This window comes from Actinoplanes campanulatus, assembly GCF_014647795.1.
Taxonomy (GTDB): Bacteria; Actinomycetota; Actinomycetes; order Mycobacteriales; family Micromonosporaceae; genus Actinoplanes; species Actinoplanes campanulatus.
In genome coordinates this window covers 28,922-55,332 of sequence record NZ_BMPW01000005.1, presented here as the reverse complement: position 1 = coordinate 55,332, position 26,411 = coordinate 28,922, and the positions used below count along the sequence as shown (strand labels likewise).

Sequence of the window (26,411 nt, the reverse complement as noted above, 5' to 3'; positions counted from 1 at the left end):
GCGGCGTGGCAACGCGGCTCGTACAGATCAACATGAAGGCGTACGACGACGCCGGGCTCGGCGCTTTCTGGGCGGAGGCGCTCGGCTGGGCGGTCTCCAGCGAGGGACCCGGCGTGACCAATCTCGAACCCGAGGGTTTCGTCTACCCCGATCCCGTCGCCGTCTGCATCGACCTGGTCGTCTCCCCGGAGCCCAAGACGGTGAAGAACCGGGTGCACCTCGACCTCGCCACCACCTCGAAGGACCATCAGGCGGAGCTGGTCGCCCGCCTGACCGGCCTCGGCGCCACACCGGTCGACCTCGGGCAGGGCGACGTGCCGTGGAAGGTCATGGCCGACCCGGAGGGCAACGAGTTCTGCGTGCTGGACTGGCACGACCCGGGCTCGGACACCGGGCCGATCTCCACCGTCGTGGTCGACTGCGCGGATCCGCGTGCCATGGCCCGGTTCTGGGGCGCGGCCATGGACTGGACCGTGTTGCGGGTGAGCGACCACAACGCGGTCCTGCGCTCGGCGGCGGGTGTCGGCCCGTATCTGCAGTTCCTGCGCACACCCGACGTCAAGACCGGGTGGAACCGCGTCCATCTCGACGTTCGCCCGTACCCTGGTGACGATCCGGAGGCCGAGGCGGCCCGATTGCTGGGTCTCGGCGCCACCACTGTCGACCTGGGCAAGGATGACATCCCGTGGACGGTTCTCGCCGACCCGGAAGGCAACGAGTTCTGCCTTCTCACTCCGGGTTGATTTCGTTCATCAACATTGACGTGTGGATGATGTTGATGCTCTCGACCGGCTGTACAGGACCGTGTACCGCGCGGCACGGACAGGCGAGGTCGATTGCACGGACGCGTTCGATCTGGCCGCGTCCGTGCTGGAGCTTGAACCGGCGGACCCGGACGCTACCGAGCTGGCCACGCTGAGCCTCGACTGTGCGGACGTGAGCCGGCCCCGGATGGCCGGGCTCGCCCTTGCCCTGCTCGCGGGCATCGGCTTCCAGCCGTGCTTCACGGAAGAGCCGGAGCGGCTGGCCCGCCTCGAGGACGCGATGCGCCTGGTCAACCAGGACGTGGCCGCGACCGGGCTGCCCGATCGGTGCCGGCTTCGGGTTGACGACCACGACTGGCCCGGCCTCACCCGTCACGCCCACGCCGAGACCTGGGACGGCCACCGGGGCACCGGGGGAGGCATCTCTCCGGCGTCCGGCGCCGACCCGGTGTCCGCGCTTGTGGCGGTGGCCGAAGACGTGCAGGACGCGGTGATGCACGCGATTTGGTCGGCATGGCCGGTGTGTCCCGTACACGAGCTCGGGGTTCACGCCCGAAGCCACGACGGGGCCGCCGTCTGGTGGTGCGGTGGTGCCGGCGGACATGCCGTCGCGGCGATCGGCGTGTGGCGCTCCGCTACCGTGCTGCCGTGACGTTCATTGCCGCGTACGACCCGGATCGGCGACACCAGGGAGCGGCTCCGGTCGGCGAGTTGCAGGCCGTGTCGGCGCCGTTGGCGCTGCGGGTCGATCACATCGGCAGCACCTCGATTGCCGGGATGGCGGCCAAGCCGGTGTTCGACGTACAGGTCAGTGTCGTTGATCTTGACGGGGCGGCGGCCGCGTTCGATGGACCGTTGGCCGCGCTGGGATTCTGCCGGCGACTGTACGAGCGGGATCACGTGCCGGCCGGTCGTGCGGATCCGCCGCACCTCTGGGCCAAGCGGTACTGGAACAGGCGTGTACCCGGTGAGCGGCAGGTCAACCTGCATTACCGGGTCGCCGGGTCGCCGGCGGCCGCCACCGGCTGGTCTCCTACGGTGCGGGGGACGGCATGAACCTCGACTCGATACGTGCGGACGTCGCCGTACTCGATGAATTGTTGCGGGAGATCGCGAAGCGCCCGGTCGACGTGGATGACCCGGAGTGGCAGGACAAACTTCGCCGGGCGCCGGTACCGGTGGACGAGGCCGGGGTGGCGGTCGAGGCCGCTGCCGCGTTGGAGGCGCTGCTCAACGCGTACGAAATGGGTGGTCCGTTGATCCGCGAAGAGGTCCGGTCCGTCTTCCGGGACTTTCCGTCGTTCCGCTGGGCGGCCCATCTGCCGGCCGAATCGGAGTCGGTGACGGAGTTTCGCCGCGAGCTGATGCACGTCTCCGCGATGGATCAGGGCGATGACCCGCGCGACGAGCTGATGAGGATCTGGTGGCTGTGCAATCGGGCCCGTGACCGGGGCATCGACGTCGAACCCGTGCTCCGCCGGGTGGCAGACCTGTCCTCTGATGTGGATATCTACGGATTCGGGTCCATGCGGACCCTGATCGTGCGAGGGCTGGAGGTTCACGACCTCGACTAGAAGACCTTTTGTGGTCGAGGTCCGCGTTTCGCTTCCGGCGCCTTCTGTGGTAAGCGTGTTCGCGTTCGGCCCGAAGGGCCGTCCCGTCCGGTCGGCGCCGCGCCCGCCTGAGGACGGGTAGCCGCACACGGAAGACGTCTCGTGGGCGGCCGTCACGGCTATATGCCAGGTGGGCGATCACGATGCCGTCACCGTGTGCGCCTGTCCGTTCGTGGGGAACCGCGACCACCGGCCCGGCGCTGCGGCGGCGAGCGGGCGACCCGGGTGCCTGGCCGGCAGGACCGTGACACCGACGGCGGGTGGCCGTGGCCGGCGGCACATGAGGAAGCGGCGGTCGGGCCGGCCTGCCCGGGCACCGATCTCAGCCCGGGCAGGCCGGCCCGGGCGGAAAGCGCGCTGGCTAGATTCGGTGGCATGCGCACGATCACGAGCGACCGGCTCCTGCTACGTCCCTGGCACGATGACGATGCCGAATTCCTTCTGGATCTGGAGTCGCGCTGGGAGGTCGTGCGCTTCCTCGGCGCGCATCCGGCGGTCATGCGAACGAGGCAGGACGCGCTCGCGTCGATCAGGCGGCGGCGTGCCGTCGACCACCCCGTACAGGGCATCTGGTTGATCACTGCGGCGGACGGGGTGCCGGTCGGAAACCTGCTGCTCAAGCCGATCCCGTTGTCGGCGGGGGAACCCACCGGCGGGCCGGACGAGGTCGAAATCGGCTGGCACCTGCACCCGGACGCCTGGGGACTGGGCTATGCCACCGAGGCGGCGGAGGCCGCCCTCCGCGATGCGTTCGGTCGCGGGCTGGCCAGGGTCGTCGCCGTGACCGATCCGGGCAACCATGCCTCCCAGGCCGTCTGCCGACGGCTCGGCATGACCGCATTGGGGCGGACGGCGAAGTATTACGACGCCGTTCACGAACTCTTCGAGATGGCGCCCGACTGACGCCATGGATGGGGTCGGGCAGTTGGCGGTCCGTCACGGCAGGGTGCAGAAGGCCTGGACGCTGCGGGGGTCGCCCGCGACGATGAGCATGTCCCCGGCGTAGATGGTGGTGGCCGCGGTCGTGTGGGTGAACCGCTCGCCCGGCCGTTTGATCGACATCACGGTCACGCCGTAGGTGCCGCGCAGCTCCATGTCGGCCAGCGTCTGTCCGATGACGGCCTCCGGCGCCCGGGTCTTGGCGAGCACGTAGTCGTCGTCGAACTGGATGAAGTTCAGGATCTGGCCGGTCACCAGGTGGGCCATGCGTTCGCCCATCTCCTGTTCGGGCAGCACCACGTGGTGGGCGCCGACGCGGCGCAGGATGGTGGCGTGCTGGGGGCTCAGCGCCTTGGCCAGGATGTGGGGCACGCCCAGGTCGGTCAGCAGTGAGGCGGTCATGATGCTGGCCTGGATGTCGGTGCCGATGCCGACCACGACGTTGGTCAGTTCGTGTACGCCCAGCTGGCGCAGGGCCTCCTCGTCGGTGGTGTCGGCGACCGCGGTGTGGGCGAGTGCGTCGGCGTGTGCCTGCACCGGGCGCGGGTCGGCGTCGATGCCGATGACCTCCCAGCCCTGGAAGGTCAGTTCCAGGGCCAGGGAGCCGCCGAAACGGCCCAGTCCCAGTACGGCGATGCGTTCGTGGGGTGCCGGTTTCCTAGCCAACGATGGTTCGCTCCTCGGGTAGTTCGTAACGGCGGTTGCGGTGCCGCAGGGCCAGTGCCGCCGCGGCGGTGACCGGGCCGAGCCGTCCGATGAACATCAGCGCGATGAGGACGAGGTGCCCGGCCGTGCCGACGTGGGCGGTGATGCCGGTGGACATGCCGACGGTGGCGAACGCGGAGGTCACCTCGAGCAGGACCTGGTTGAGGTTGAACGGGGTCAGCGCCAGCAGCGACAGCGTGGCGGCCATCACCAGGCCGATGCCGAGCAGCGCGATGGTCAGCGCCTGCCGTTGGATGCCGGTGGGCAGGTTGCGGCCCAGCACGTGCACGCTCGGTTCGCCGCGGATCTCGGCGAGGATCACGAAGCCGAGCAGGGCGAACGTGGTGACCTTGATGCCACCCGCGGTGCCGGCGCTGCCGCCGCCGATGAACATCAGCATGTCGTTGACGAGCAGGGTGACATCGTGCATCTGCGCCACGTCGATGCTGTTGAATCCGGCGGTGCGGGGCATCACCGCGGTGGTGAATCCGGCCAGCAGCCGTCCGCCGACGCCCAGCGGGCCCAGCGTGGCGGTGTTCGCCCATTCGGCCCAGGTGATCAGCAGCCAGCCACCGGCGAGCAGTACGCCGGTCATCGCCAGGGTGACCTTGGTGTGCAGCGACCACTTCCGTGGGGTGCGCAGTTTGCGGCGCAGCTCGAACAGGACCGGGAACCCGAGCCCGCCGATGATGACGGCCGCGCAGATCGGCAGGCAGATCAGTGGGTCGCCGACGAACCGCATCAGGCTGTCCGGGTAGAGGCCGAAACCGGCGTTGTTGAACGCCGACACGGCGTGGAACAGCCCCAGGTAGGCGGCGTGGCTCCAGCTCTGGCCGTAGCCGTCGGCGAACCGCCAGGTGAGCGCCACCGCCACCGTGGTCTCCACCAGCAGACTGATCCGCAGGACGCCGAGGATCACCTGCCGGACGTCGCCGACACTCATGGCCTTGGTCTCGGCCTGTGCGCCCAACTGGAGGCGCATCCGCATCCGGCCGGCGACCAGGAGCCCCAGCAGTGACGCCACCGTCATGATGCCGAAGCCGCCGATCTGGATCAGCCCCAGGATGACGGCCTCGCCGAACCCGGACCAGTAGCTGCCGGTGTCCTCGATGACCAGCCCGGTCACACACACCGCGGACGTGGCGGTGAACAGCGCCGTGACCGCTCCGGCGCCGCGGCCCGACTCGGTCGCCGGCGGCAGCATCAGCAGCCCCCAACCGACCATGACGGCCACCGCGAAGCCGGCCACCACCAGCCGGGACGGGTGCCGCACCACGTGTTCGAGCGCCCGGGTGACCGGTGCGGGTGGCCGTACCCGATGAAGTCTTCGCGCCGTCGCGGCGGCACGCCGCCACAGCCGGGCCCGGAGATCGGTGTCGGTGCGGCGGCGGGCCCATCGCGGCGCCTGTTCGGTGGCCGGCCCGGCCAGCGGCGCCCAGAGCAGCACGACCACGCCGATGGCCACCACGGCGAAGAACCCGGCGATCGTCGCCAGTCCCAGCAGCAGTTGGCCCCACGTCGAGTCCACCCGGTCATGATCCCGAATCGGGCGGGGCGGTGTTGCCGACTCGGCCAACTGCCGGACGCGGCGTCAACAGGGCGTCAACATTCACGCCTGCCGCGTACGCATCGCGTGAACAACCGTTCTCACCGGCTTGCGGGCGCGCTTGGCTGGGGGAGCAGTACCCGAGACATCATCACCTTTCTGGGAGTCCTCCGTGGCTGATCTCCTGTTCGTCGTGCTCACGGTGACCGTGTTCGCCGTGTTCACCGCGCTGGTCAAGGCGGTCGAACGTCGATGAACGCCGTCAACCTGATCGGTCTGATCCTGGCCGTGTCGCTGGCCGTCCTGCTGGTGGCGGCCCTGCTGTTCCCGGAGCGTTTTTGATGACCGGCTGGATCGCCGTGCTGATGCTGGCCGCCGCGCTCGTCGCGGTGCACCGGCCGTTCGGCGACTACATGTACCGGGTGGTCTCCGGCCGGGACCACAACGTCGTCGAGCGCGGTGTCTACCGGCTGGTCGGCGTGGACGCGAACGCCGGGCAGGCCTGGGGTGTCTACGCCCGTGGTGTGCTCGCGTTCTCCGCGGTCTCGATCCTGTTCCTCTACGCCTTCCTGCGGTTGCAGGACCGGCTGTGGCTGTCGCTGGGCCTGCCGGCGGTCGAGGACCACATCGCCTGGAACACCGCGGTCAGCTTCGTGACGAACACGAACTGGCAGGCCTACTCGGGTGAGTCCACGATGGGTCACCTGGTGCAGATGGCCGGTCTCGCCGTCCAGAACTTCGTCTCCGCCGGTGTCGGCATCGCGGTGGCGGTGGCGCTGGTGCGCGGCTTCGCGGCCCGTCGAGCCGAGACGCTCGGCAATTTCTGGGTCGACCTGACCCGGATCACGCTGCGGATCCTGCTGCCGCTGTCGGTGGTGTTCGCCGTCGTGTTCATGGTCGGCGGTGTGGTGCAGAACCTGTCGGCCGGTGTCGATGTGACCACGCTGACCGGCGGTGTCCAGCACATCACCGGCGGCCCGGTCGCCTCGCAGGAGGCCATCAAGGAACTCGGCACCAACGGGGGCGGCTTCTACAACGCCAACTCGGCGCACCCCTTCGAGAACCCCACGGCCTGGACGAACTGGTTGCAGATCCTGCTGATGCTGCTGATCCCGTTCAGTCTGCCGCGGGTGTTCGGCCGGATGGTCGGCCAGAACCGGCAGGGTTATGCCATCGCCGCGGTCATGGCCCTGCTGGCACTCGGCAGCATCGCCCTGACCGTCGGGTTCGAGACGCACGGCGCCGGCACGGTGCCGCAGGCGGTCGGCGCGGCCATGGAGGGCAAGGAGGCCCGCTTCGGGATCCCCGGCTCGGCGACGTTCGCGGCCGCGACCACGCTCACGTCGACCGGGGCGGTCAACTCGTTCCACGACTCGTACACCGCGCTCGGCGGGATGATGCCGATGGTCAACATGATGCTCGGCGAGGTCGCGCCGGGCGGGGCCGGCTCGGGTCTCTACGGCATGCTGATCCTGGCGACGATCACGGTGTTCGTGGCGGGGCTGATGGTCGGCCGTACCCCCGAATACCTGGGCAAACGGATCCGGGTCCGGGAGATTCAGCTCGCGTCGCTGTACTTCCTGGTCACCCCGCTGATCGTGCTCGGCGGAACGGCGGCGGCGTTCGCCACCGGCAACGACGCCACCGCGCTCAACACCGGGCCGCACGGCCTCTCCGAGGTGCTGTACGCGTTCACCAGCGCCGGCAACAACAACGGCTCCGCGTTCGCCGGCATCACGGTCGACACACCGTGGTGGGACGTCGCGCTGGGCCTGGCGATGCTGCTGGGCCGGTTCCTGCCGCTGATCCTGGTGCTGGCCCTGGCCGGGTCACTGGCCGGGCAACATTCGGTTCCGGAGTCCGAGGGCACCCTGCCCACCCACCGGCCGCTGTTCGTCGGCATGGTCGCCGGCGTGACCGTCGTCCTGGTCGCGCTGACGTTCCTTCCCGCGCTGGCGCTCGGCCCGCTCGCCGAGGGCCTGTCATGACCCGGCCCAGCACCGAACGTGAGAAAGGCACTTCGATGACCATGACCCTGGACGACCTGGTCGAGGCCGGGCCGGAACCCGCACCGTCGGCCAGGCCGGTGAAGGCGGGCCTGCTCGACCCGAAGCAGTTGCTGCGGTCGCTGCCGGACGCGCTGCGCAAGCTGGACCCGCGCATCATGTGGCGCAACCCGGTGATGTTCATCGTCGAGGCCGGCGCCGTCTTCACCACCGTCCTGGCCGTCGTCGAGCCGAGCCTGTTCGCCTGGCTGATCACGGTCTGGCTGTGGCTGACCGTGGTGTTCGCGAACCTGGCCGAGGCCGTCGCCGAGGGCCGCGGCAAGGCCCAGGCGGCCGCCCTGCGGTCGGCCAAGCGGGACACCGTCGCCCACCTGGCCGACGGCCGGGACATCCCGGCGACCGAACTACGGCAGGGCGACCTGGTGACCGTCGAAGCCGGGCAGGTCATCCCCGGTGACGGCGACGTCGTCGAGGGCATCGCCAGCGTCGACGAGTCGGCCATCACCGGCGAGTCGGCGCCGGTCATCCGCGAGTCCGGCGGCGACCGGTCCGCGGTCACCGGCGGCACCACGGTCCTCAGCGACCGCATCATCGTGCGGATCACCCAGAGGCCGGGGGATAGCTTCGTGGACCGGATGATCGCCCTGGTCGAGGGCGCGAACCGGCAGAAGACCCCGAACGAGATCGCCCTGAACATCCTGCTCGCCGCGCTGACGATCATCTTCCTGCTGGCGGTCGTCACGCTCCAGCCACTGGCCATCTACACCAAGGCCTATCAGGCGGCGGCGCCGGACACGACGGCGATCGACGGCCACGGCGTCACCGGCGTCGTGCTCGTGTCGCTGCTGGTCTGCCTCATCCCGACCACGATCGGGGCGCTGCTGTCGGCGATCGGCATCGCGGGCATGGACCGCCTGGTCCAGCGCAACGTGCTGGCCATGAGCGGCCGCGCCGTCGAGGCGGCCGGGGACGTCAACACGCTGCTGCTCGACAAGACCGGCACCATCACGCTCGGCAATCGGCAGGCGGCGGAGTTCGTACCGGTCAGCGGGGTTGATCCGAAACGTCTCGCCGACGCGGCGCAACTGGCCAGCCTCGCCGATGAGACGCCCGAAGGTCGATCGATCGTGGTGCTCGCGAAGAACGAGTTCGGGCTGCGGGACCGGGAGCCGGGCCTGCTGGCCGGGGCGCGGTGGGTGCCGTTCACCGCGCAGACCCGGATGAGCGGCGTCGACCTCGACGGGCGCACGATCCGCAAGGGGGCCGCCGCGGCCGTGCTGAAATGGGCCGGGGTACGCGACGCCGAGATCGACGAGATCGTCGACCGGATCAGCTCCGACGGCGGAACCCCGCTCGTGGTGGCCGAGAACGATCAGGTGCTCGGGGTGATCGACCTCAAGGACGTGGTCAAGCCGGGCATGCGCGAGCGGTTCGACGAGATGCGCCGGATGGGCATCCGCACCGTCATGATCACCGGCGACAACCCGCGCACGGCGGCGGCGATCGCCGCCGAGGCCGGCGTCGACGACTTCCTCGCCGAAGCCACCCCGGAGGACAAACTCGCCCTTATCCGGAAGGAACAGGCGGGTGGGCGGCTGGTCGCCATGACCGGAGACGGTACGAACGACGCGCCCGCACTCGCCCAGGCCGACGTCGGTGTCGCCATGAACACCGGCACCTCGGCGGCGAAGGAGGCCGGCAACATGATCGACCTCGACTCCGACCCGACGAAACTGATCGAGATCGTCGAGATCGGCAAGCAGCTGCTGATCACCCGCGGCGCGCTGACGACGTTCTCCATCGCCAACGACATCGCCAAGTACTTCGCGATCATCCCGGCCATGTTCGCCGCCGTCTACCCGGGCCTGGACACCCTCAACGTCATGCGGCTGCACTCACCCGGGTCGGCGATCCTGTCCGCGGTCGTCTTCAACGCGATCGTCATCGTCTTCCTGATCCCGCTGGCCCTGCGCGGTGTCCGCTACCGGCCGGCGGCGGCGAGCCGGCTGCTCAGCCGCAACCTGCTGATCTACGGCCTCGGCGGCGTGGTCACACCGTTCGTCGGCATCAAGCTCATCGACCTGCTCATCCAGCTCATCCCCGGGATCTGATCATCATGCGCCTTCCCGCCTGGCTCGCCCAGCACCTCGCCGCCCTGCGCGCGCTGCTCGTGCTCACCGTCATCCTCGGCCTGGCCTACCCGCTGCTGATCGTCGGGATCGGCCGGCTCCCCGGGCTGTCGGACAAGGCATCCGGCTCGATGGTCTCTGCCGGCAGCACCCTGATCGGCCAGTCCTTCGACGGCGATCCCCGCTATTTCCAGAGCCGGCCGTCGGCGAACCGCTACGACCCGACCGCGACCGGCGCGAGCAACCTCGGCCCGGAGAGCGTCGTCGACACGCTCTCCGGCGACCCGTCGCCGAGTCTGCTCACCCAGGTCTGCGCCCGCAGCCTCGCCATCGGCAAGCTCGAGGGCGTCGACGGCCGCCGCCCCTACTGCACCCCCGACGGCGTCGGCGCGGTCCTCGCGGTCTTCCACCGCGACGGCCTCACCGGGCCGGTCACCCGGGTCGTGTCGGTCAACCAGACCGGCACCCCGTTCCTGACCACCTACCGGGGCGTCACCGTCGAACCGGCCGGGAACGGCACGGACTACCGCGCCCTCGGCGCCGTGATCACCCCGATCCGCGGCGACGCGCCGGCCGACCCGGTCGTGCCCGCCGACGCGGTCACCGCCGGCGGCAGCGGGCTCGACCCGCACATCAGCCCGGCCTACGCCGCCCTGCAAGCGCCCCGGGTGGCCCGCGAACGCGGCCTTCCCGAGGCCCGGGTGCGGGAACTGATCGCCGAGCACACCACCGGCCGGGCGCTGGGCCTGCTCGGCGAACCCGGCGTGAACGTCCTCGAACTCAACATGGCCCTGGACGGGCGGGACAATGAGCCCCATGCCTCGCGGTGAACTGCGGATCTACCTCGGCGCGGCGCCGGGCGTCGGCAAGACGTACGCCATGCTCGAGGAAGCCCGGCGACGCGCCGGACGCGGCACCGACGTCGTGATCGGCCTGGTCGAGACGCACGGCCGCAGACACACCGCCGCCATGCTCGGCGACCTCGAGGTCGTGCCGCGCCGCACGATGACCTACCGCGGCGTGGCCTTCACCGAGATGGACCTCGACGCCGTCCTGCGCCGCCGCCCCGACATCGCCGTCGTCGACGAACTCGCCCACACCAACATCCCCGGCTGCCGCAACGCCAAACGCTGGCAGGACGTCCAGCAACTACTGGACGCCGGCATCAGCGTGCTCACCACCGTCAACATCCAGCACCTGGAGTCACTCAACGACGTCGTCACCCGCATCACCGGCGCCGAACAGCGCGAGACGCTCCCCGACGCGATCGTCCGCGCCGCCGAACAGGTCGAACTCGTCGACATGACCCCGGAGGCGCTGCGCCGCCGGATGGCCCACGGCAACATCTACCAGCCCGAGAAGATCGACGCCGCGCTCGGCAATTACTTCCGCACCGGCAACCTCACCGCCCTGCGCGAACTGGCCCTGCTGTGGCTCGCCGACAAGGTCGAGGACCAGCTCGACAAATACCGCGCCGACCACGCCATCGACTCCACCTGGGAGACCCGCGAACGCATCGTCGTCGCGCTGACCGGCGGGCTCGAAGGCGACACCCTCATCCGCCGTGCCTCCCGCATCGCCGCCCGCACCAAAGGCGCCGACCTGCTCGCCGTACACGTGGCCCGCAGCGACGGCCTGGCCGGCGCCGACCCGGCCGCGCTCGCCAAGCAGCGCGTCCTGGTGGAGAGCCTCGGTGGCAGCTACCACCAGGTCGTCGGCGCCGACATCCCGCAGGCCGTGCTCGACTTCGCCCGCGGCGCCAACGCCACCCAGATCGTCCTCGGCGCCTCCCGCCGCGGCCGGTTCGCCCAGATCCTCTCCGCGGGCGTCGGCGTCACCACGATCGCCCGCTCCGGCTCCATCGACGTGCACCTGGTCAGCCACGAACACGCCGGCCGGGGCCGCCGCCGCGGCCCGATGCCCGCGGCGCTGTCCCGCAGCCGCCGCGTCGCCGGGTTCCTCACCGCGCTGCTCGGCCTGCCGCTGCTGGTCGCGCTGCTCAAGGTCGGCCCGCAACTGTCGCTCACCAACGACATCCTGCTCTTCCTGGCCGCCGTCGTCGGCGTCGCCCTGATCGGCGGACTCTGGCCGGCCCTGCTCGCCGCCGTCGGCGCCTCCCTGGCACTCAACTGGTTCTTCACCCCACCGCTGTTCCGGTTCACCATCGCCGAAGTGCAGAACCTGCTCGCCCTGGCCATCTTCGTCACCGTCGCCGTCGCCGTCAGCTGGGTCGTCGACACCGCCGCCCGCAAGACCCGGCAGGCCGCACAGGCGTCCGCCGACGCGCAGACCCTGGCCACCGTCGCCGGCAGCGTCCTGCGCGGCGAACGGCCCCTGATCGCCCTGCTCGACCGGCTCCGCGAGACGTTCGGCCTCGACTCGGTCACCCTGATCGACGACGGCACGGTCGTCGCCGCCGTCGGCCATCCGGTCTGTGTGGCACCCGTCGACGCCGACGTCGAGGTCAAAGCCGACGAGACCCTGACGGTCCTGCTGCGCGGCCGGATCCTGGAAGCCTCCGACCGGCGCATCGTGGAAGCCTTCGCCGCCCAGGCCGCCGTCGCCCTGAAACAGGAACGCCTCGCCACCGAGGCCGCCGCCGCCAAACCCCTCGCCGAGGCCGACCGGCTGCGCACCGCCCTGCTGGCCGCGGTCAGCCACGACCTGCGCACCCCACTGGCCGCCGCCACCGCCGCCGTCGCCGGACTGCGCAGCCGCGACATCCAACTCGACGACGAGGACCGCGACGAGCTGCTGGCCACCACCGACGAATCCCTGGGCCGCCTCGACCGGCTCGTGGCCAACCTGCTCGACATGAGCCGTCTGCAGGCCGGCGCCCTCGGCGTCGTCGCCATCGACGTCGGCGCCGAAGACGTCGTCCCCCGCGCCCTCGACGAGATCGGCCCCGACGGCCACGACGTCACCGTGCACGTCCCCGACGACCTGCCGCCCTTGCACGCCGACCCCGGCCTGCTCGAACGTATCCTGGTCAACATCGTCACCAACGCGCTGCGCCACAGCCCACCCGGCCGCCCGCCCGTGATCACCGGCAGCAGCCACGGCGACACCGTCGAACTACGCGTCATCGACCACGGCCCCGGCATCCCCCACGACCGGTGGGACGACGTCTTCCTGCCCTTCCAGCGCCTCGGCGACCGCGACACCGGCACCGGCGTCGGCCTCGGCCTGGCCCTGTCCCGCGGCCTCACCGAAGCGATGGGCGGCACCCTCACCCCCGACGAGACACCCGGAGGCGGCCTCACCATGATCCTCGCCCTGCCCGCCGGCGGCATGGCATGACCCGCCTGCTCATCGTCGACGACGACCCACAGATCGTGCGGGCGCTGCGGATCAACCTCAAAGCCCGCGGCTACACCGTCGACACCGCACCCGACGCCACGTCCGCCCTGCACCATGCCGCACGCCACCACCCCGACCTGGTCATCCTCGACCTCGGCCTGCCCGACATGGACGGCACCGAGGTCGTCCGCGGCCTGCGCGGCTGGACCACCGTCCCGATCATCGTGCTCTCCGGGCGTGCCGGCAGCCTCGACAAGGTCACCGCCCTCGACGCCGGCGCCGACGACTACGTCACCAAGCCGTTCAGCATCGACGAGCTGCTCGCCCGGATCCGGGCCGTCACCCGCCGGATCCAGCCCACCGACGAAGCCGGTCCGCAGGTGCGCATCGGTGAGGTCACCGTCGACCTCGCGGCCCGGACGGTCACCGGGAACGGCGCCGACATCCGGCTCACCCCCACCGAGTGGCAGCTACTCGAACACCTGCTGCGCCACCCCGGCAAACTCATCACCCAGCAGAACCTGCTGCACGACGTCTGGGGGCCGGAATACCACAACCAGACCAACTATCTGCGTCAATACATGGCCCGGCTGCGCCGCAAACTCGAAGCCGACCCGGCCCGGCCCCGCCACCTGATCACCGAACCCGGCATGGGCTACCGATACCAGCCCTGACCGCCGTCAGCCCACCAGGATCTTCGTCAGCACGTGCTCGCGGCGGATCCCGTCGGGCATGAGACCGCTGATCTCGCCCGTGTCCCGGAACCCGTTGCGCTCGTACAGGGCCCACGCGTTCTCGTTGCCCTCCGCCACGGCCAGCCTCAGCACCTCGGCTCCCCTCTGGCGGGCCCACCGCTCCACGGCCTCCACCAGCAGATCCCCGGCTCCGCGGCCGCGTCCCGCCGGAGCGACGTACATCGAGATCAGCTCGACGATCTGCTCATTTTCGCCCGGTACGCCGCTCGCCATCCCCACCGGCTGCCCGTCGACGACCGCCACCAGGTTGATCGAACCCGGAATCGCGAGCCGTGCCCGCCACCGGTCCTCCCGGTCGCCCTCGCCCGACCAGTCCGCCAGCCGGGCACCGAACGCGTCACCCGCCTCGGTCAGTGCGGCGAGCCGCAACCCCCGCCAGATCCTCCAGTCGTCCGGAGCCAGCACCCGCGTCTCGATCATGAGTGCAGGCTGCCTCATGAGGGAGGAGCGGACAACTCGATTCCGTCGCCGGATGGCATCATCCGGTGATGGAAGCTGATCTGCGGGTACGCGCCGGCGGCGACGGTGAGCCGCTGCTGCTGTTGCTGCACGGGCTGGGCGCCACCGGTGACGTGTGGTCCGGCTGGTGGCCCGAACTGGCGAACCGCTGGCCCGGCCGGTGGATCGCGCCGGACCTACCCGGGCACGGCGGGTCTCCGGCGCTGCCGGAATACACGTTCGATGCCCTGGCCGAGGCGGTGCGCCCGCTGGTGACCGGCGGCGGCCCCACCGTCGTGCTGGGCCACTCGCTCGGCGGGGTGGTCGCGCTCGCGCTGGCCGCCCGCCTGCCGGTGGCCGCGGTGATCGGGCTCGGCATCAAGGTCGCCTGGAGCGATGAGGATCTGGACCGTGCCGGGGCCATGGCGGATCGGCCGGTCGCCTGGTTCGACTCGGCGGACGAGGCCGCCGCCCGGCATCTGCGGGTGTCCGGGCTGGCCGGGCTGCTCACGCCGGACGATCCGGCGGTAAGTGCCGGGATCCACGAGACCGGCGGGCGCTGGCGGCTCGCGCTCGACCCGCGCGCCTTCGGGGTGGGGAAGCCGGACATGGCCGCACTGGTGGCCGGCACGGCGGCGGCGGTCACGCTGGCCCGCGGCGAACACGACCCGATGAACACCGATGACCAGTTGCGGCAGTGGGGCGTACCGGTGGTCACCCTGGCCGGGCTGGGCCACAACGCCCATGTGGAGAGCCCACGGCACTGCCTGGAGCTGTTGGCGGATCACGTTCGGTAGTACTGAACCAGGCAGAACTCGTGATCCTCCGGGTCGGCCATGACGACCACCACGCCTTCGTCGTAGTCGTGCCGCTCACCGGTGGACCGTCCACCGAGGGCCAGGACCGTCGCCATGGCCTCCTCGATGTCGTCAACGGTGACGTCGAGGTGGATCCGCACCTTGCCGGTGGCCGGCTCGGAGACCGGCTGGAAAACCAGTCGCGGTTGCGGGTCACCCCGTTCGCCGAGATAGACCCATCCCTGCTCGGACGGTCCGGGCTCACGGCCCAGCAGGCACTCCAGAATCGCGCCACGCGCTCCGGATCGAGACAGTCGATCGTCACCCCGGACCAGACATTCGCCATGCCGAACGATGATGGCAGCTTGATCTGTCAGCGGGTAGCGGAGTCGCTGATGACGTTGCCGCCGAGGCCGGAGCGGGACGTGGGCTGGCCGACCAGTTCGACGAGGACCTCGTCGCGGCAGCCGGGGCCGAACACGGATGTGACGGCGTCGGTGAACGCGGACACCAGTTGGGCGACGACCCGGGGCGCGTCCGGTCGGGCGAAGACCTCCTCGCGCATCCCGAACGTGACCGAGGGCGCGGCGGTGGCGACCGCTACGCCGCCGCGCGCCCAGCGGCCGGCCGGGACGCCGATCAGCCGGACGTCCACCGAACTGCGGGCCCAATCGCCGTACACGGACACGACGGCGTCGGTCAGTTCGCGGATGAGGCCGGGTTCGCGCCCGGTGAGTTCCTCTTCGAGCGCGTGGAGCGTCACGTGTGGCATCGGAAGACTCCTCGACATCGGGAAGCGGTTGCCGGGCCGTACTGATCGCCCCGCGATCGAGCAGCATAGAGCCGTCTTGCCCCAGGATGAAGCCATTATCGGACAGCGATCACGGGCCGGCCGAGCGGGCATCCACGCGGGTACCCGGAAGTAGCATCAGCTCCCTAGCCTGACCGCATGAACGATGGATCAACATCGAAGTCCGATGCGGTTGGGCCGCTCACCATCGCCGGCCTGACCCTCTGCTGGCCGGTGACTTCGGCCGGCCTTCTTTACCTGTCGCTCGTGGTCACCTTCTCTACGTGGAAGGAGAAGTCCGACCCGGCTGTCGAGTTCGCCGGCATGGCTCTGTTCGTCGCGACTCTGGTCGTCTTCGTATTCGGTCCGTTGTGCATCGCGGGCATCGCCCACAAGTCCGGGATGCGCCGGACCGCAGGGGTCTACGCCGTCCTGAGCGGGCTCATCCTGGTCTGCACGATCATCCAGTTCCACTGGAGCCCGCTGTAAGGAGCGGGCCTCGGTCAGCCGGGGGCTTGCATCCGGTACCAGCGGCGGGGGCTGCTGGCCGAGCCGGAACGCAGCCTGGGCCTGGTGGAGTGTGCCGCGCAGCCGTGCTGCCCGATCCCGTTCGCGAGCATCGGACGCAGGGAGGCCGATGCCGGCGATCATTGACCGTGCCCGCCGCCTGCTCCTGCGCGACGCGGTGATGATCTCCACCGGGTAGGTTGCCGGGTGTGACGATTGTTCGGTCCCTGCTGTTGTTCGTGCTGGCCGCGCTCGCCGAGATCGGCGGCGCCTGGCTGATCTGGCAGGGCTGGCGGGAGAACCGCGGGCTGTGGTGGATCGCCGCCGGGGTCGCCGCGCTCGGCGCCTACGGGTTCGTCGCGACCCTGCAACCGGACGCCAACTTCGGCCGGATCCTGGCCGCCTACGGTGGTGTCTTCGTGGCCGGGTCGCTGGCCTGGGCCATGGTGGTCGACAAGTTCCGCCCCGACCGGTGGGACCTCATCGGTGCGGCGATCTGCCTGGTCGGCGTCGCGGTGATCATGTACGCACCGCGCGCCGACCACTGACCACCCGGTGCGGGAGAATGCCACACCATGACCGCGATCACCGCGATGACCGGCGAGCACGCCGCCCAGGTTCTGGAGATCTACCGGCTCGGCATCGCCACCGGTAACGCCACCTTCGAGACCGAGCCGCCCACCTGGGAGCGGTTCACCGCCTCCCGGCTGCCCGATCAACGCTTCGTCGCCCTCGGCGCCGACGGCAGCGTGGCCGGCTGGGTCGCGTGCAGTCCGGTCTCCGAGCGCTGCGTCTACGCCGGCGTCGTCGAGCACTCCGTCTACGTGCACCCGGATCACGGTGGCAAGGGCGTCGGCCGGGCCCTGCTCGACACGCTCATCACCGCGACCGAGGCGGCCGGGATCTGGACCATCCAATCCGGGATCTTCCCGGAGAACACGCCCAGCCTTGCCCTGCACGCCGCCTGCGGCTTCCGTACCGTCGGCACCCGCGAACGCGTCGGCGAACACCACGGTGTCTGGCGTGATGTCATCCTCCTCGAACGGCGCAGTCCCGTCGTCGGCTGAATCACCGCTCGGCCACCCGCGGGCCGGGCAGGCGCCGGAGGAGCGGTAAGTAATCCGTAAGGCGACCGGGGCTGGCCATCGCCGGGGCGGAGCGGATTGACTTGACGGGTGATTCGCCGACTTCTCAGCAGACCCGTCACCTGGATCGCCGTCGCGGTGCTCGGCCTCGGCGTGGCGGGCGGCCTCTACTGGTTCGAGCCCTGGCGGCTGTTCACCGACACCGTCGTCACCGACACACTGTCGACCGTGCCGTCCACGGCGCCGCAGCCGTCCGGCTTGCCCGCGGTCGCGCCGGTCGTGATCGCCCAGGGCGACTTCATCACCCATGAGCACGACACCAGCGGTACGGCGCGGATGGTCCGCAATCCCGACGGCAGCCACCAGCTGGAGATCGCCGGGCTGGACACCAGCGACGGTCCCGACCTGCGGGTGTGGCTGTCCGACCAGGAGGTGCGCACCGGAACGGCCGGCTGGCGGGTGTTCGACGACGGCGAGTACGCGGAACTCGGCGAACTCAAGGGCAACCACGGCGACCAGGTGTACCGGCTCGCCGCCGGGATCGACCCGGCGGCGTTCCGCAGCGTCAGCATCTGGTGCAAGCGGTTCTCGGTCTCGTTCGGGGCCGCCGAACTCGCCGCTGTCTAACCGCCGTGCCGCCGCATCTGTTCGGCGATCTGTCCGGCGAAGTCCTCGGCCATCTCGAGCTGGTCGCGTAACTGCTGGACCCGCGTGTGGGCGGCGCTGTGGAACGCGGCGAGCCGTTCCAGCAGGGCCGCCCGGTCGCCGTCCGGGTCGCTCAGCGCGTCGAGTGTGGTGAGCAGGTCGCGCATCTCGTCGAGGGTGAAGCCGAGCGGCTTCATGCGTTTGATGACGCGCAGCCGGTCGAGGTCGGGTTCGGTGTAGAGCCGGAACCCGCCCTCGCTGCGTGCCGACGGCCGGACCAGGCCCGCCTCCTCGTAGTGGCGCAGGGTGCGGATGCTCAGGCCCACCCGTTCGGCGGCCTCACCGATCCGCATGCGTCCAGCCGTCATGGCAGCAGTCTCTCAGTGGCCGGCGTTGAGTTTCCCGGCCAGGGTCTCGTGGATCCGGGCGCTGGCCTCGTTCAGGCCGGTGATCTCGACGGTCTTGCCGCGCTGGGCGTACTTGGTGGTGATCGCGTCCAGGGCGGCGACCGAGGAGGCGTCCCACACGTGCGTGGCGGACAGGTCGATGACGACGTGATCCGGGTCGCCGGCGTAGTCGAACTGGTAGACCAGGTCGTTGCTGGAGGCGAAGAACAGCTCACCCCGTACCAGATAGGTGTTGTCGTCGATCTTCTCGACCGCCGCGAAATGCGCCACCCGGCGAGCGAAGATCACCATTGCGGCCAGCACGCCCAGGACGACACCGACGGCCAGATTGTGGGTGGTCAGCGTGCCGGCGACGGTGACCAGCATGACGATGATCTCGCCGGCCGGCATGCGCCGCATGGTGGCGGGGGCGATGCTGTGCCAGTCGAACGTCGACACCGAAACGATGATCATCACGGCGACCAGGGCGGCCATCGGGATCAGCGCGACCACGTCACCGAGAGCGACGACCAGGATCAGCAGGAACGCCCCGGCCAGGAACGTCGACAGGCGGGTACGCGCGCCGGACGCCTTCACGTTGATCATCGTCTGGCCGATCATGGCGCAGCCGCCCATGCCGCCGAAGAAGCCGGTGACGATGTTCGCGACGCCCTGTCCCCACGACTCGCGGGTCTTGTCGGAGTGGGTGTCGGTGATGTCGTCGACCAGCTTGGCGGTCATCAGCGATTCCATCAGACCCACAAGGGCGATTCCGAGAGCGTACGGAGCGATGACCCGCAGCGTGTCGAAAGTGAACGGCACGTCGGGGATGCCGAGCGTGGGCAGGCTGTCCGGCAGCGTGCTCTCGTCACCGACGGTGGGCACGGCGACGCCGGCGAGCACGGTGAATCCGGTCAGCAGCACGATCGCGATGAGCGGCGCCGGTACGACGGTGGTCAGCCGTGGCAGGAACACCATGATCGCCAGCGCGACGGCCACCAGCGGGTAGACCGGCCACGGTACGTCGATCAGGTGCGGCAACTGGGCCGTGAAGATCAGGATGGCCAGGGCGTTGACGAAGCCGATCATGACGCTGCGCGGGATGAACCGCATCAGCCTGGCCACCCCGAGCACCGCGAACAGCACCTGGAACAGCCCACCCAGGATGACCGCGGCGATCAGGTGGTCCAGCCCGTGCGAGGCGACCAGCGGGGCGACCACCAGTGCGACCGCACCGGTGGCCGCACTGATCATCGCGGGCCGGCCGCCGGTGAAGGCGATGGTGACGGCCATCGTGAACGAGGCGAACAGCCCGACCCGCGGATCGACGCCGGCCAGGATCGAGAAGGAGATCGCCTCCGGGATCAGCGCGAGTGCCACCACGAGGCCGGCCAGAACCTCGGTACGCAGGACCTTCGGTGAGGTCAGCCAGGAGGAGATCGTTTTCACCGGCCGAATCTACCCTCACGTAAGAGTAGGTTCGTGCGTTCCGGTCGGCGGCGTGATCACCGGCACGTTACGGTTCGAGGTCGTCTCCGGCCTTGGCCAGCACGTCGTGCAGGTGAGCCACGCACTCCGCCACCGCCGGCAGCGCCGCGCTGCGGCCCAGCGACCGTGGCCGGGGGATGTCGACGGCGAGCACCTCACGCACCCTCCCCGGCCGCGGTGACAGGACCACGACGCGGTCGGCGAGCAGCACGGCCTCCTGGATCGAGTGCGTGACGAAGACCGTGGTCGCCGGCCGGGCCAGGTGCAGGGCCTGCAACTGGGCGGCCATGTCCTCGCGGGTCAGGGCGTCCAGCGCGGAGAACGGCTCGTCCATCAGCAGCACGTGGGGCTGCTGGATCAGCGCCCGGCACAGCGCCACCCGCTGCTGCATGCCACCTGACAGCTCGTACGGATGCCGGTGATGAAAACCGGCCAGCCCCACCGCGTCGAGCAGCTCGCGGGCCCGGTCGGCGCCCTCGCCCCGTGGCAGCCGCGCGATCTCGACCGGCAGCAGCACGTTGCCCAGGGCGGTACGCCATGGCAGCAGCGCCGGTTGTTGCTGCATCAGCGCCACGTCCCGGCGTGGGCCGTGCACCGGGCCGCCGTCCACGGTGATCGTGCCCGACGTGGGTTCGAGCAGTCCGGCGATCAGCCGCAGCAGGGTCGACTTGCCGCATCCGGACCGGCCGATCACCGCGACGAACTCGCCCTCGGCCACCGTCAGGTCGATCTCGTGCAGCGCGGCGACGGTCTCGGTCCGGGCCGGGAACGTCCGCGACACCCGGGTCAGCGCGATCATCCGGAGATCGCCCGCGCCCACGGCACCATCAGCCGTTCCAACGCCACCACCAGGTAGAACAGGGTGGTGCTGAGGACCGCCAGCAGGATGATGGCGGCGAACGCGAGCGGCGTGTCGAACGACATCCCGGACAGCACGATCACCGCGCCGAGCCCGCCGGTCGGGTTGTTGATCTCGGCGACCACGGCGCCGATCACGGCGAGGGAGATGCCGACCTTCAACCCGACGAACATCTGCGGCAGCGCCCACGGCAGGCGGATCTTGACGTACGCCTGCCAGACGCTCGCCGACAGCGACCGGCTCAGCTCGCTCAGCTCCGCCGGGGTGGAGGTGAGCCCGGCCATCGTCGCGACCACGACCGGGAAGAAGCAGATCAGCACCACCAGTACGATCTTCGGCTGCGCCCCGAACCCCAGCCACACCACGAGCAGCGGCGCGACGGCCACCTTCGGCACCGAGTTCAGCGCGACGAGCACCGGCAGGGTGGCGCGTTCCAGGGCCCGCCAGGCGGTCAACGTCATCGCCAGCAGCAGTCCGGCGACCACGGCGATGCCGAACCCGGTCACCGTCACCGCCACCGTCGATCCGGCCTCCCGCAACAGGTACGCCGGTTGCCGCCCGAAGGCTTCCACGATGTCCGGTGGCGCCGGCAGGAAGAACGAGCGGATCCCGAACACGGCCGTCGCCGACCACCACACGGCGAGCGCCGTCACCGCACCGAGCAGCGGCAGCCCCCACGACCGGAACCGGGTCACCGGCGGCGGCCCATCGTCGAATACGTGAAGTGACTGCGGACCACCAGGGTCGGGTCGTCGGCCAGCCGGCACAGGCGCTCCAGCTCGGCCTCGGTCATGCCTGCCGCGCGCAGTCCGTCGCCCACCTGCGCCACGTTCACCGCGATCAGCCGGGCGCCCGCCGTGCCGCCGGCCCACGAACCGGCACGGATCTCGGTGGTCACCTCGCCGAAGCCGGCCGCCAGCATCGCGGCGTGTGCGCGGCCGGCCCAGGCGGGATCGGCGCCGTTGGCCGGCAACAACTGATTCACCAGGATGCGGTGGTAGCGCTCGACCAGTTCGGCGGCGGCGGCGTCGGGGGCGGCCAACACCACATCGGGGTACGCCGAAAGCCAGTCCTCGACGACCAGGATCCCGCCCGGGGCGAGCGCGTCCGCCAGGCGTACCAGAATCCGGTTTTGATCGTGAAGGTGGGCGAGGACCAGGCGGGCGTGGATGAGATCCCACGGTGGCTCCGGGACGGGCTCGCTGGTGAGGTCGTGACGGCGCACCGCGTACCCCTGATTGTCGGGAACGTGCCGTGGGTTGAGATCGGTGGCCAGCACGCGCCCGCCCCGCTCCGCCAGCCAGCGCGCCACGCTTCCGCCGCCGGCGCCGGCCTCCAGGCAGCGCAGACCGGTCAGGTCACCGAGCGCGCCGAGCCGGTCGAAGGTGAACGGGTCGAGGATCTCGGCGAGCAGATCGTGCCGCAGCTCCGCGGCCGGGTCGTCGTTGTCGAAGGAGTAGGCGGCCCTCATGCCGTCGGCGCCAGCGAGAAGTCCACCACCGACTCCGGGGTCAGGCCCGGCGGAATCAGGCCGTTGCCCTCCAAAGTGGCCAACGCGTCGGCGACCTTGGTCTTGTCGATGACCCCGGACGGCTTCACCGCCGGCGTCATCAGCGTGATCTCGCCGACGGCGGCCGTCACATCGGCGGTCGGCTGCGCCTTCTTCAAGATCTGCGCGGCTTCGTCCGGATGGTCCAGGGTGTATTGCAGGCCCTTCAGCGCCGCGTCCCGGAACCTGCGGACCATGTCCGGATCCGCCGCGGTGACCTTGCTTGACGCCATCAGGCCGTTACCGAAAAGACCGGGCAGGAATTCACTGTACGGAAGGACGACCGTCTTCTTGCCGCCCGCCGCCTTCTCGATGCCCCGGGCGCCGATCAGGAAGGTGCTGAGCGCGTCGACCCGGCCACTGGCCAGCAGCGACGGCAGTTGAGCGGGCGGGGCGTTGACCCACTCCACCTTGCCGGCGTCGATGCCGGCGAGTTTCGCGTACGCCGGGAAGAGCAGCTGGTTCACCGAGCCGGTCGCCGCGCCCAGCTTGCGGCCCTCCAGATCCTTCGGCTTGGTGATGCCGGAACCCTCCAGCGCGATGATCGAGACGAGGGTCTGCTGATGCACCGCGGCGAACGCCCGGATGTCGGGGGCCTGGCCCTTGCCCGCCAGAATCCAGGCGCCGGTCATGTCCAGGTTCGCGAACTGCGCCTGCCCGGCGCTGAGCACCTTGATGTTCTCCCCGGTCGCGGCGCCGAGCTGGATGGTGACGTCCAGGCCGGCGTCGCGGAAGTAGCCCTTCTCCTGCGCGACCCAGGCGAAGGCGTCGCGGCCCACCGCACCGAACGCGGTCAGGTAGGTGACCTCGTCGGCGCCGGCTTCGGGGGAGTCCTCGGAATCCCCGCAGCCCGTGGTCAACAGGATGATCGACAGAAAAATGGCAAGTATTCTCTTCATCGCCATGATCCCCCGCATCGGCGGCAAATGCATCGGAAACGATACGCCTCGATGTGCAAGATCGGTGCACTTAGGAGGCTCGTGCCGCTCCGTGTTCGCGCAACCAGGCGATGACCTCGGCGTCGCCGCCGCGGATGGCGGCGTCCAGCGGGGTCAGGTTCTCCCAGCGGGGGATCCGGTCGAGGTCGGCGCCCCGGTCGAGCAGGAAGCGGGCGGCCTCCAGTTGGCCGCCGTGACAGGCGCCCCAGAACAGGTCGCCGACCTCGGCGGGCTCCGGCTGCCCGGGTCCGTCGAAGGCGGCGCGCAGCAGGTCGAGCCGGCCGAGCGTCGCGGCGTGCCACAGTGTCATGTGGGCGCCCCGCTCGACGAGCCGGCGGGCGGCCCGCCACTGCGCGAACGCGGTCGCGTCGTCCAGCGGCGTGCCGCCGGCGATCACCGCGCCCGGCGCGTCGATGTCCGCGCCGGCGTCCAGCAGCGCGTCGAGGACGGGGACGTCGTCGCAGCTGGCCGCCCAGTGCAGGGGTGTCTCGGCGTGCGAGCCGGTGAACCGGGCGTCGACGTCGGCGCCCGCCTCGACGAGCGCGGCCACCGTGGCAGGCCCGCCCGGGTAGTTTCCGGGCCAGTCGGTGACCACGTGCAGCAGCGTCCGGTCCCCGATGCGGGCGGTGGCCAGGTCGGGCCGCTCGGCCAGCAGCTCCCGCAACCGTGCGACGTCCCCGGACCGGATCACCGCGACGACCACGACCGCGAGTGGATCCTCAGCGTTGAGTTCGACCATGCCGCCCATTCAACCCTCGCGGCGCCGGAGTTCGTCCAGGATCATGCTGCGCGCCCTGGTGCCGTATGCGGCTTGGCCGGCGAGGATGCCGAACGCCCGCGCGTACAGGGCGATCTCTCGCGGCTGCGTGACGGTGAGTTCGGCGGAGATCGCCTCGACGTGCACGAGTCGGTCATCGAACATGATGAACTGGTTCGACGGCGCCAGGTACGGCGCCTGGTCGGGGATGATGCCCAGCCGCACTCGGCCCATCGACATCACGGACAACAGACGGTCCAGTTGGCCGGCCATCACCTCGCGGTTTCCGACGGTCGTGCGCAGCGCCTGTTGGGCCATGACGAAGTGAAAACTGTGACCGCGCCGGTAGAGGACCTGTTGACGTTCCATCCGGGCGGACACGCCCGCGTCGACGTCGTCCGGGATCTCGTAGAAGGCGGTGACCCTCCGCAGGACTGCGGCGGCGTACTCGGCGGTGTGCAACAAGCCGGGTATCAGGACCGGCTCGAACCAGCGCATGAGCCGCGTCTCGCTCTCCAGGGTCTGCGACTTCTCCTGGCGGGCGCGGGTGCCGGTGCGCAGCCTTCGGCGCCATTCGACGTACGACGACTCGACGTCCCGTGCGGTGACGACGAGATCCTCGGCCTGGCCCGGAACCCCACATGCTCGACACCAGGCCCGGATGTCCTCCTCCGAAGGCGCCTGTCTGCCGTACTCGATCTTCGAGACCTTGGAGCTGTCCCAACCGGCAAGGTCGGCCAGTCCTTTGCCGGTCAGGCCGGCGTCCTTACGGAGGTCACGCAACCGCACGCCGAGTGCCTCGCGTGCCTGATGAACCGCGCTCGTCGACAACTGGCACCGCTCAGCGCACGTAGTCGGCGTGGGGGATGGCGAGTTTCCCGAGCGTGTTGCGGACCCGCACGCACCGGTCGACGATCTTCGAGTCGGTGGTCTCGGCTCCGCCGGACCAGGTGCCGTCCGATGTGAACACCGTGAAGACCACCCGCCGATCGTCGATGAGCCAGAAATCGTCGGCGGTGACATCGATGCCGTGCAGGAGGTGCCGGGGAAGCCACCGGATGTCCTCGCCGGCCGCGATGTTCAACGGCGCCACCGTCAGGCCCCAGCGGGAGTAGTCGACGTGCGGCACCGACACGATCCGGATGCGTTCGATACGTCGCCCCGTGGCCGTGACCTCGCGTACGAGGTCGAGCCATGGCTGATGCCACTGGAAGTCGTCCACCTCACCGCGGAGAAACCTCCGGAACGGCTCCGACTCGCTGGGGGTGTGATAGCTGTCCTCCACCTCCAGGTGGAAGGCGAAGTGCTCACTCGTGTGAAAGATGTCGAAGAACGCTGATCCCTGGAGCAGCCGCACCCTCACTCGTCCTTCCGTCGCTCCCGAACCTCGATGCATGCCTCATGGCCCGGGACGGCCAACCGCGCAAGAACATCATCATCGAGCCTTTCACCCGTGAGAGTGAAGGTGCCGCACTCCCCGTCGTCGCCGTTCCATCGGTGCCCGGTCGGAACGAGGGCGACGGCGAGGGTCGTGCCCGGCATCAGAAACCGCAGCAACGACTCGGGAATCTCCACCGTGGTCGACGGCTGTCCGTGCACCCTCCACCCCTGAACGACGTACGACCCTCGATCGGACGCGTAAAGCGTCGGAGAACCGCCACCCTGTGTCGACTTGCCGAGGAACGTCAGCTGCATTTCCGATCCCTCCGATCAAGGGTTGCTTGAGTTTGCTCGACCTTCCTTTGATGCTTCGCGCGCTGAAACGCAACCGTCAAGCGTTCGAGGGACAAGCAAACTGGAGCAAACTTCTTTGAGGTCCACCCGAGGGATCTCTAGCGTCTTTACATGACGGAAACGCAAGGGTGGTGGGCGGCGTGACAACCGAGCTGGCTCTCGCCACGCCATCGCAACCGGAGCCGGGCCGCGAGCACACCGCCGACCGCTCGTCCTGCCTGCACACGCCGGAGCCGCCGGACCACTATGGACGCTTCGTGATCCGGGCCGTGAGGTGAGTGAACCTTTGATCCGCCGCCACTACCCGCCGATGATGACGTTCCATGCGCCGCACTGTCCCGCGGTCAACGACGGGATGCCGTCCTTCCCCGTCGATGAGGCGCGGACCGCGTACCCGAACCACCATTTCTGCGTGTGCGCCGCCGGCGACATCGCGCCTTACGTGATGGTGGAGCCTGCCACGGCGGAGCACGAGTACGACCCGAGCGGCACCCGCCCCGACGACGCCGTGCGGTCGCTGTGCCGGAGATGCTTCGGCACGCACGGCGAGGGCGAGGACCGAGAAGTGATCAACGTCCGGCCACAACACAGACCGCCGCCGCCGGGCTTGATTCTTCCGGGTGACTGAGGCGCGGCTCGCCTGGCGAAACCGGCGAGTCCGCGCCGTGAAATCCGCCCTGT

The 26,411-nt window shown here is 70.0% G+C and carries 33 protein-coding genes; 18 read left to right on the top strand and 15 right to left on the bottom strand.

The features are described from left to right. The first annotated feature begins 5 nt into the window (after positions 1–5). The 5 genes from IEZ13_RS11015 (at position 6) to IEZ13_RS10995 (ending at position 3,280) form a co-directional block, all read left to right on the top strand. On the top strand, positions 6–743 hold the full coding sequence (locus IEZ13_RS11015) for a VOC family protein (protein ID WP_183220918.1): 738 nt from the start codon (positions 6–8) through the stop codon (positions 741–743). Between the two features lie 22 nt (positions 744–765). After that, positions 766–1,416 carry a hypothetical protein gene (locus IEZ13_RS46420; protein WP_203833801.1) on the top strand — a complete coding sequence of 217 codons (651 nt, stop codon included), beginning with the start codon at positions 766–768 and terminating at the stop codon, positions 1,414–1,416. Then, entirely contained in the window at positions 1,413–1,820 is a 408-nt protein-coding gene (locus IEZ13_RS11005) for a GrpB family protein (protein ID WP_203833802.1), read from the top strand. The genes IEZ13_RS46420 and IEZ13_RS11005 overlap by 4 nt, the downstream gene beginning before the upstream one ends. Beyond that, on the top strand, positions 1,817–2,338 hold the full coding sequence (locus IEZ13_RS11000) for a hypothetical protein (protein WP_183220912.1): 522 nt from the start codon (positions 1,817–1,819) through the stop codon (positions 2,336–2,338). The genes IEZ13_RS11005 and IEZ13_RS11000 overlap by 4 nt, the downstream gene beginning before the upstream one ends. A gap of 414 nt (positions 2,339–2,752) precedes the next feature. Further along, positions 2,753–3,280 carry a GNAT family N-acetyltransferase gene (locus tag IEZ13_RS10995; protein WP_183220910.1) on the top strand — a complete coding sequence of 176 codons (528 nt, stop codon included), beginning with the start codon at positions 2,753–2,755 and terminating at the stop codon, positions 3,278–3,280. A gap of 33 nt (positions 3,281–3,313) precedes the next feature. Here the strand turns inward: IEZ13_RS10995 and IEZ13_RS10990 are convergent, their stop codons facing one another. Together IEZ13_RS10990 and IEZ13_RS10985 are read right to left on the bottom strand one after the other, a co-directional pair. Beyond that, positions 3,314–3,982: a potassium channel family protein gene (locus tag IEZ13_RS10990; protein ID WP_183220908.1), complete on the bottom strand. Its 669-nt coding sequence runs from the start codon at positions 3,980–3,982 to the stop codon at positions 3,314–3,316. Continuing rightward, positions 3,975–5,549: a TrkH family potassium uptake protein gene (locus tag IEZ13_RS10985; RefSeq protein ID WP_229794616.1), complete on the bottom strand. Its 1,575-nt coding sequence runs from the start codon at positions 5,547–5,549 to the stop codon at positions 3,975–3,977. Before IEZ13_RS10985 ends, IEZ13_RS10990 begins: the two co-directional genes overlap by 8 nt. A 270-nt stretch (positions 5,550–5,819) precedes the next feature. Between IEZ13_RS10985 and IEZ13_RS10980 the strand changes: the two genes are divergently transcribed. From IEZ13_RS10980 to IEZ13_RS10955, 6 genes are read left to right on the top strand one after another with little or no spacing between them, the layout of a single operon-like run. Beyond that, a complete protein-coding gene (locus IEZ13_RS10980) occupies positions 5,820–5,909 on the top strand; it encodes a potassium-transporting ATPase subunit F (RefSeq protein ID WP_183220906.1) in 90 nt (29 codons plus the stop codon). Next, positions 5,909–7,555 (top strand): potassium-transporting ATPase subunit KdpA, encoded by a 1,647-nt coding sequence (kdpA, locus tag IEZ13_RS10975; protein WP_183220904.1) that lies wholly within the window; start codon positions 5,909–5,911, stop codon positions 7,553–7,555. The genes IEZ13_RS10980 and kdpA overlap by 1 nt, the downstream gene beginning before the upstream one ends. 41 nt (positions 7,556–7,596) lie before the next feature. After that, positions 7,597–9,684, top strand: a complete 2,088-nt coding sequence (gene kdpB / locus IEZ13_RS10970) for a potassium-transporting ATPase subunit KdpB (RefSeq protein ID WP_203833817.1) — start codon at positions 7,597–7,599, stop codon at positions 9,682–9,684. A gap of 5 nt (positions 9,685–9,689) precedes the next feature. Then, the gene (locus IEZ13_RS10965; RefSeq protein WP_183220900.1) at positions 9,690–10,532 is read left to right on the top strand and encodes a potassium-transporting ATPase subunit C; all 843 of its coding nucleotides are present in this window, start codon (positions 9,690–9,692) and stop codon (positions 10,530–10,532) included. After that, on the top strand, positions 10,519–13,002 hold the full coding sequence (locus IEZ13_RS10960) for a DUF4118 domain-containing protein (RefSeq protein ID WP_183220898.1): 2,484 nt from the start codon (positions 10,519–10,521) through the stop codon (positions 13,000–13,002). The genes IEZ13_RS10965 and IEZ13_RS10960 overlap by 14 nt, the downstream gene beginning before the upstream one ends. Continuing rightward, positions 12,999–13,676 (top strand): response regulator, encoded by a 678-nt coding sequence (locus IEZ13_RS10955; protein ID WP_183220896.1) that lies wholly within the window; start codon positions 12,999–13,001, stop codon positions 13,674–13,676. Before IEZ13_RS10960 ends, IEZ13_RS10955 begins: the two co-directional genes overlap by 4 nt. Before the next feature lie 6 nt (positions 13,677–13,682). Here the strand turns inward: IEZ13_RS10955 and IEZ13_RS10950 are convergent, their stop codons facing one another. Next, positions 13,683–14,177: a GNAT family N-acetyltransferase gene (locus IEZ13_RS10950; protein ID WP_183220894.1), complete on the bottom strand. Its 495-nt coding sequence runs from the start codon at positions 14,175–14,177 to the stop codon at positions 13,683–13,685. A 68-nt stretch (positions 14,178–14,245) separates the two neighbouring features. Between IEZ13_RS10950 and IEZ13_RS10945 the strand changes: the two genes are divergently transcribed. Then, positions 14,246–14,992, top strand: a complete 747-nt coding sequence (locus IEZ13_RS10945; protein ID WP_183220892.1) for an alpha/beta fold hydrolase — start codon at positions 14,246–14,248, stop codon at positions 14,990–14,992. Here IEZ13_RS10945 and IEZ13_RS10940 read toward each other — a convergent pair. Beyond that, positions 14,980–15,264, bottom strand: a complete 285-nt coding sequence (locus tag IEZ13_RS10940) for a VOC family protein (protein WP_229794646.1) — start codon at positions 15,262–15,264, stop codon at positions 14,980–14,982. The genes IEZ13_RS10945 and IEZ13_RS10940 overlap by 13 nt on opposite strands. Positions 15,265–15,365: 101 nt before the next feature. Next, the gene (locus IEZ13_RS10935) at positions 15,366–15,764 is read right to left on the bottom strand and encodes a tautomerase family protein (protein WP_183220888.1); all 399 of its coding nucleotides are present in this window, start codon (positions 15,762–15,764) and stop codon (positions 15,366–15,368) included. A 177-nt stretch (positions 15,765–15,941) separates the two neighbouring features. Between IEZ13_RS10935 and IEZ13_RS10930 the strand changes: the two genes are divergently transcribed. From IEZ13_RS10930 to IEZ13_RS10915, 4 genes are all read left to right on the top strand, one after another. Then, entirely contained in the window at positions 15,942–16,271 is a 330-nt protein-coding gene (locus tag IEZ13_RS10930; protein ID WP_183220885.1) for a hypothetical protein, read from the top strand. Between the two features lie 227 nt (positions 16,272–16,498). Continuing rightward, positions 16,499–16,837, top strand: coding sequence for a YnfA family protein (locus tag IEZ13_RS10925; protein ID WP_183220883.1), 339 nt, complete (start codon positions 16,499–16,501; stop codon positions 16,835–16,837). A gap of 27 nt (positions 16,838–16,864) precedes the next feature. Continuing rightward, on the top strand, positions 16,865–17,356 hold the full coding sequence (locus tag IEZ13_RS10920; RefSeq protein WP_183220881.1) for a GNAT family N-acetyltransferase: 492 nt from the start codon (positions 16,865–16,867) through the stop codon (positions 17,354–17,356). Positions 17,357–17,464: 108 nt separating this feature from the next. Beyond that, a complete protein-coding gene (locus IEZ13_RS10915; protein ID WP_183220879.1) occupies positions 17,465–18,001 on the top strand; it encodes a DM13 domain-containing protein in 537 nt (178 codons plus the stop codon). Here the strand turns inward: IEZ13_RS10915 and IEZ13_RS10910 are convergent. The 10 genes from IEZ13_RS10910 to IEZ13_RS10865 all read right to left on the bottom strand — a co-directional run bounded on the left by IEZ13_RS10910 (position 17,998) and on the right by IEZ13_RS10865 (position 25,691). Then, positions 17,998–18,387, bottom strand: a complete 390-nt coding sequence (locus IEZ13_RS10910; RefSeq protein WP_183220877.1) for a MerR family transcriptional regulator — start codon at positions 18,385–18,387, stop codon at positions 17,998–18,000. The two genes, IEZ13_RS10915 and IEZ13_RS10910, sit on opposite strands and share 4 nt — an antisense overlap. Positions 18,388–18,399: 12 nt before the next feature. Continuing rightward, complete coding sequence (locus IEZ13_RS10905) at positions 18,400–19,854, bottom strand: SulP family inorganic anion transporter (protein ID WP_229794615.1); 1,455 nt, start codon at positions 19,852–19,854, stop codon at positions 18,400–18,402. Between the two features lie 67 nt (positions 19,855–19,921). After that, positions 19,922–20,692, bottom strand: a complete 771-nt coding sequence (locus IEZ13_RS10900) for an ABC transporter ATP-binding protein (protein ID WP_183220875.1) — start codon at positions 20,690–20,692, stop codon at positions 19,922–19,924. After that, a complete protein-coding gene (locus tag IEZ13_RS10895; RefSeq protein WP_183220873.1) occupies positions 20,689–21,447 on the bottom strand; it encodes an ABC transporter permease in 759 nt (252 codons plus the stop codon). Before IEZ13_RS10895 ends, IEZ13_RS10900 begins: the two co-directional genes overlap by 4 nt. After that, positions 21,444–22,223 carry a class I SAM-dependent methyltransferase gene (locus IEZ13_RS10890; protein ID WP_183220871.1) on the bottom strand — a complete coding sequence of 260 codons (780 nt, stop codon included), beginning with the start codon at positions 22,221–22,223 and terminating at the stop codon, positions 21,444–21,446. Before IEZ13_RS10890 ends, IEZ13_RS10895 begins: the two co-directional genes overlap by 4 nt. Further along, positions 22,220–23,200, bottom strand: a complete 981-nt coding sequence (locus IEZ13_RS10885) for an ABC transporter substrate-binding protein (RefSeq protein WP_229794614.1) — start codon at positions 23,198–23,200, stop codon at positions 22,220–22,222. Before IEZ13_RS10885 ends, IEZ13_RS10890 begins: the two co-directional genes overlap by 4 nt. Before the next feature lie 70 nt (positions 23,201–23,270). Continuing rightward, on the bottom strand, positions 23,271–23,978 hold the full coding sequence (locus tag IEZ13_RS10880; protein WP_183220870.1) for an ankyrin repeat domain-containing protein: 708 nt from the start codon (positions 23,976–23,978) through the stop codon (positions 23,271–23,273). Positions 23,979–23,987: 9 nt separating this feature from the next. Further along, positions 23,988–24,785: a helix-turn-helix domain-containing protein gene (locus IEZ13_RS10875; RefSeq protein ID WP_203833804.1), complete on the bottom strand. Its 798-nt coding sequence runs from the start codon at positions 24,783–24,785 to the stop codon at positions 23,988–23,990. Positions 24,786–24,837: 52 nt separating this feature from the next. Beyond that, positions 24,838–25,353 carry a DUF6879 family protein gene (locus IEZ13_RS10870; protein ID WP_183220868.1) on the bottom strand — a complete coding sequence of 172 codons (516 nt, stop codon included), beginning with the start codon at positions 25,351–25,353 and terminating at the stop codon, positions 24,838–24,840. A 2-nt stretch (positions 25,354–25,355) separates the two neighbouring features. After that, positions 25,356–25,691 carry a hypothetical protein gene (locus IEZ13_RS10865; protein ID WP_183220867.1) on the bottom strand — a complete coding sequence of 112 codons (336 nt, stop codon included), beginning with the start codon at positions 25,689–25,691 and terminating at the stop codon, positions 25,356–25,358. Positions 25,692–25,870: 179 nt separating this feature from the next. Between IEZ13_RS10865 and IEZ13_RS10860 the strand changes: the two genes are divergently transcribed. After that, positions 25,871–26,008: a hypothetical protein gene (locus IEZ13_RS10860; RefSeq protein ID WP_183220866.1), complete on the top strand. Its 138-nt coding sequence runs from the start codon at positions 25,871–25,873 to the stop codon at positions 26,006–26,008. Continuing rightward, positions 26,005–26,358, top strand: coding sequence for a hypothetical protein (locus tag IEZ13_RS10855; RefSeq protein WP_183220865.1), 354 nt, complete (start codon positions 26,005–26,007; stop codon positions 26,356–26,358). The genes IEZ13_RS10860 and IEZ13_RS10855 overlap by 4 nt, the downstream gene beginning before the upstream one ends. Positions 26,359–26,411: the final 53 nt, after the last annotated feature.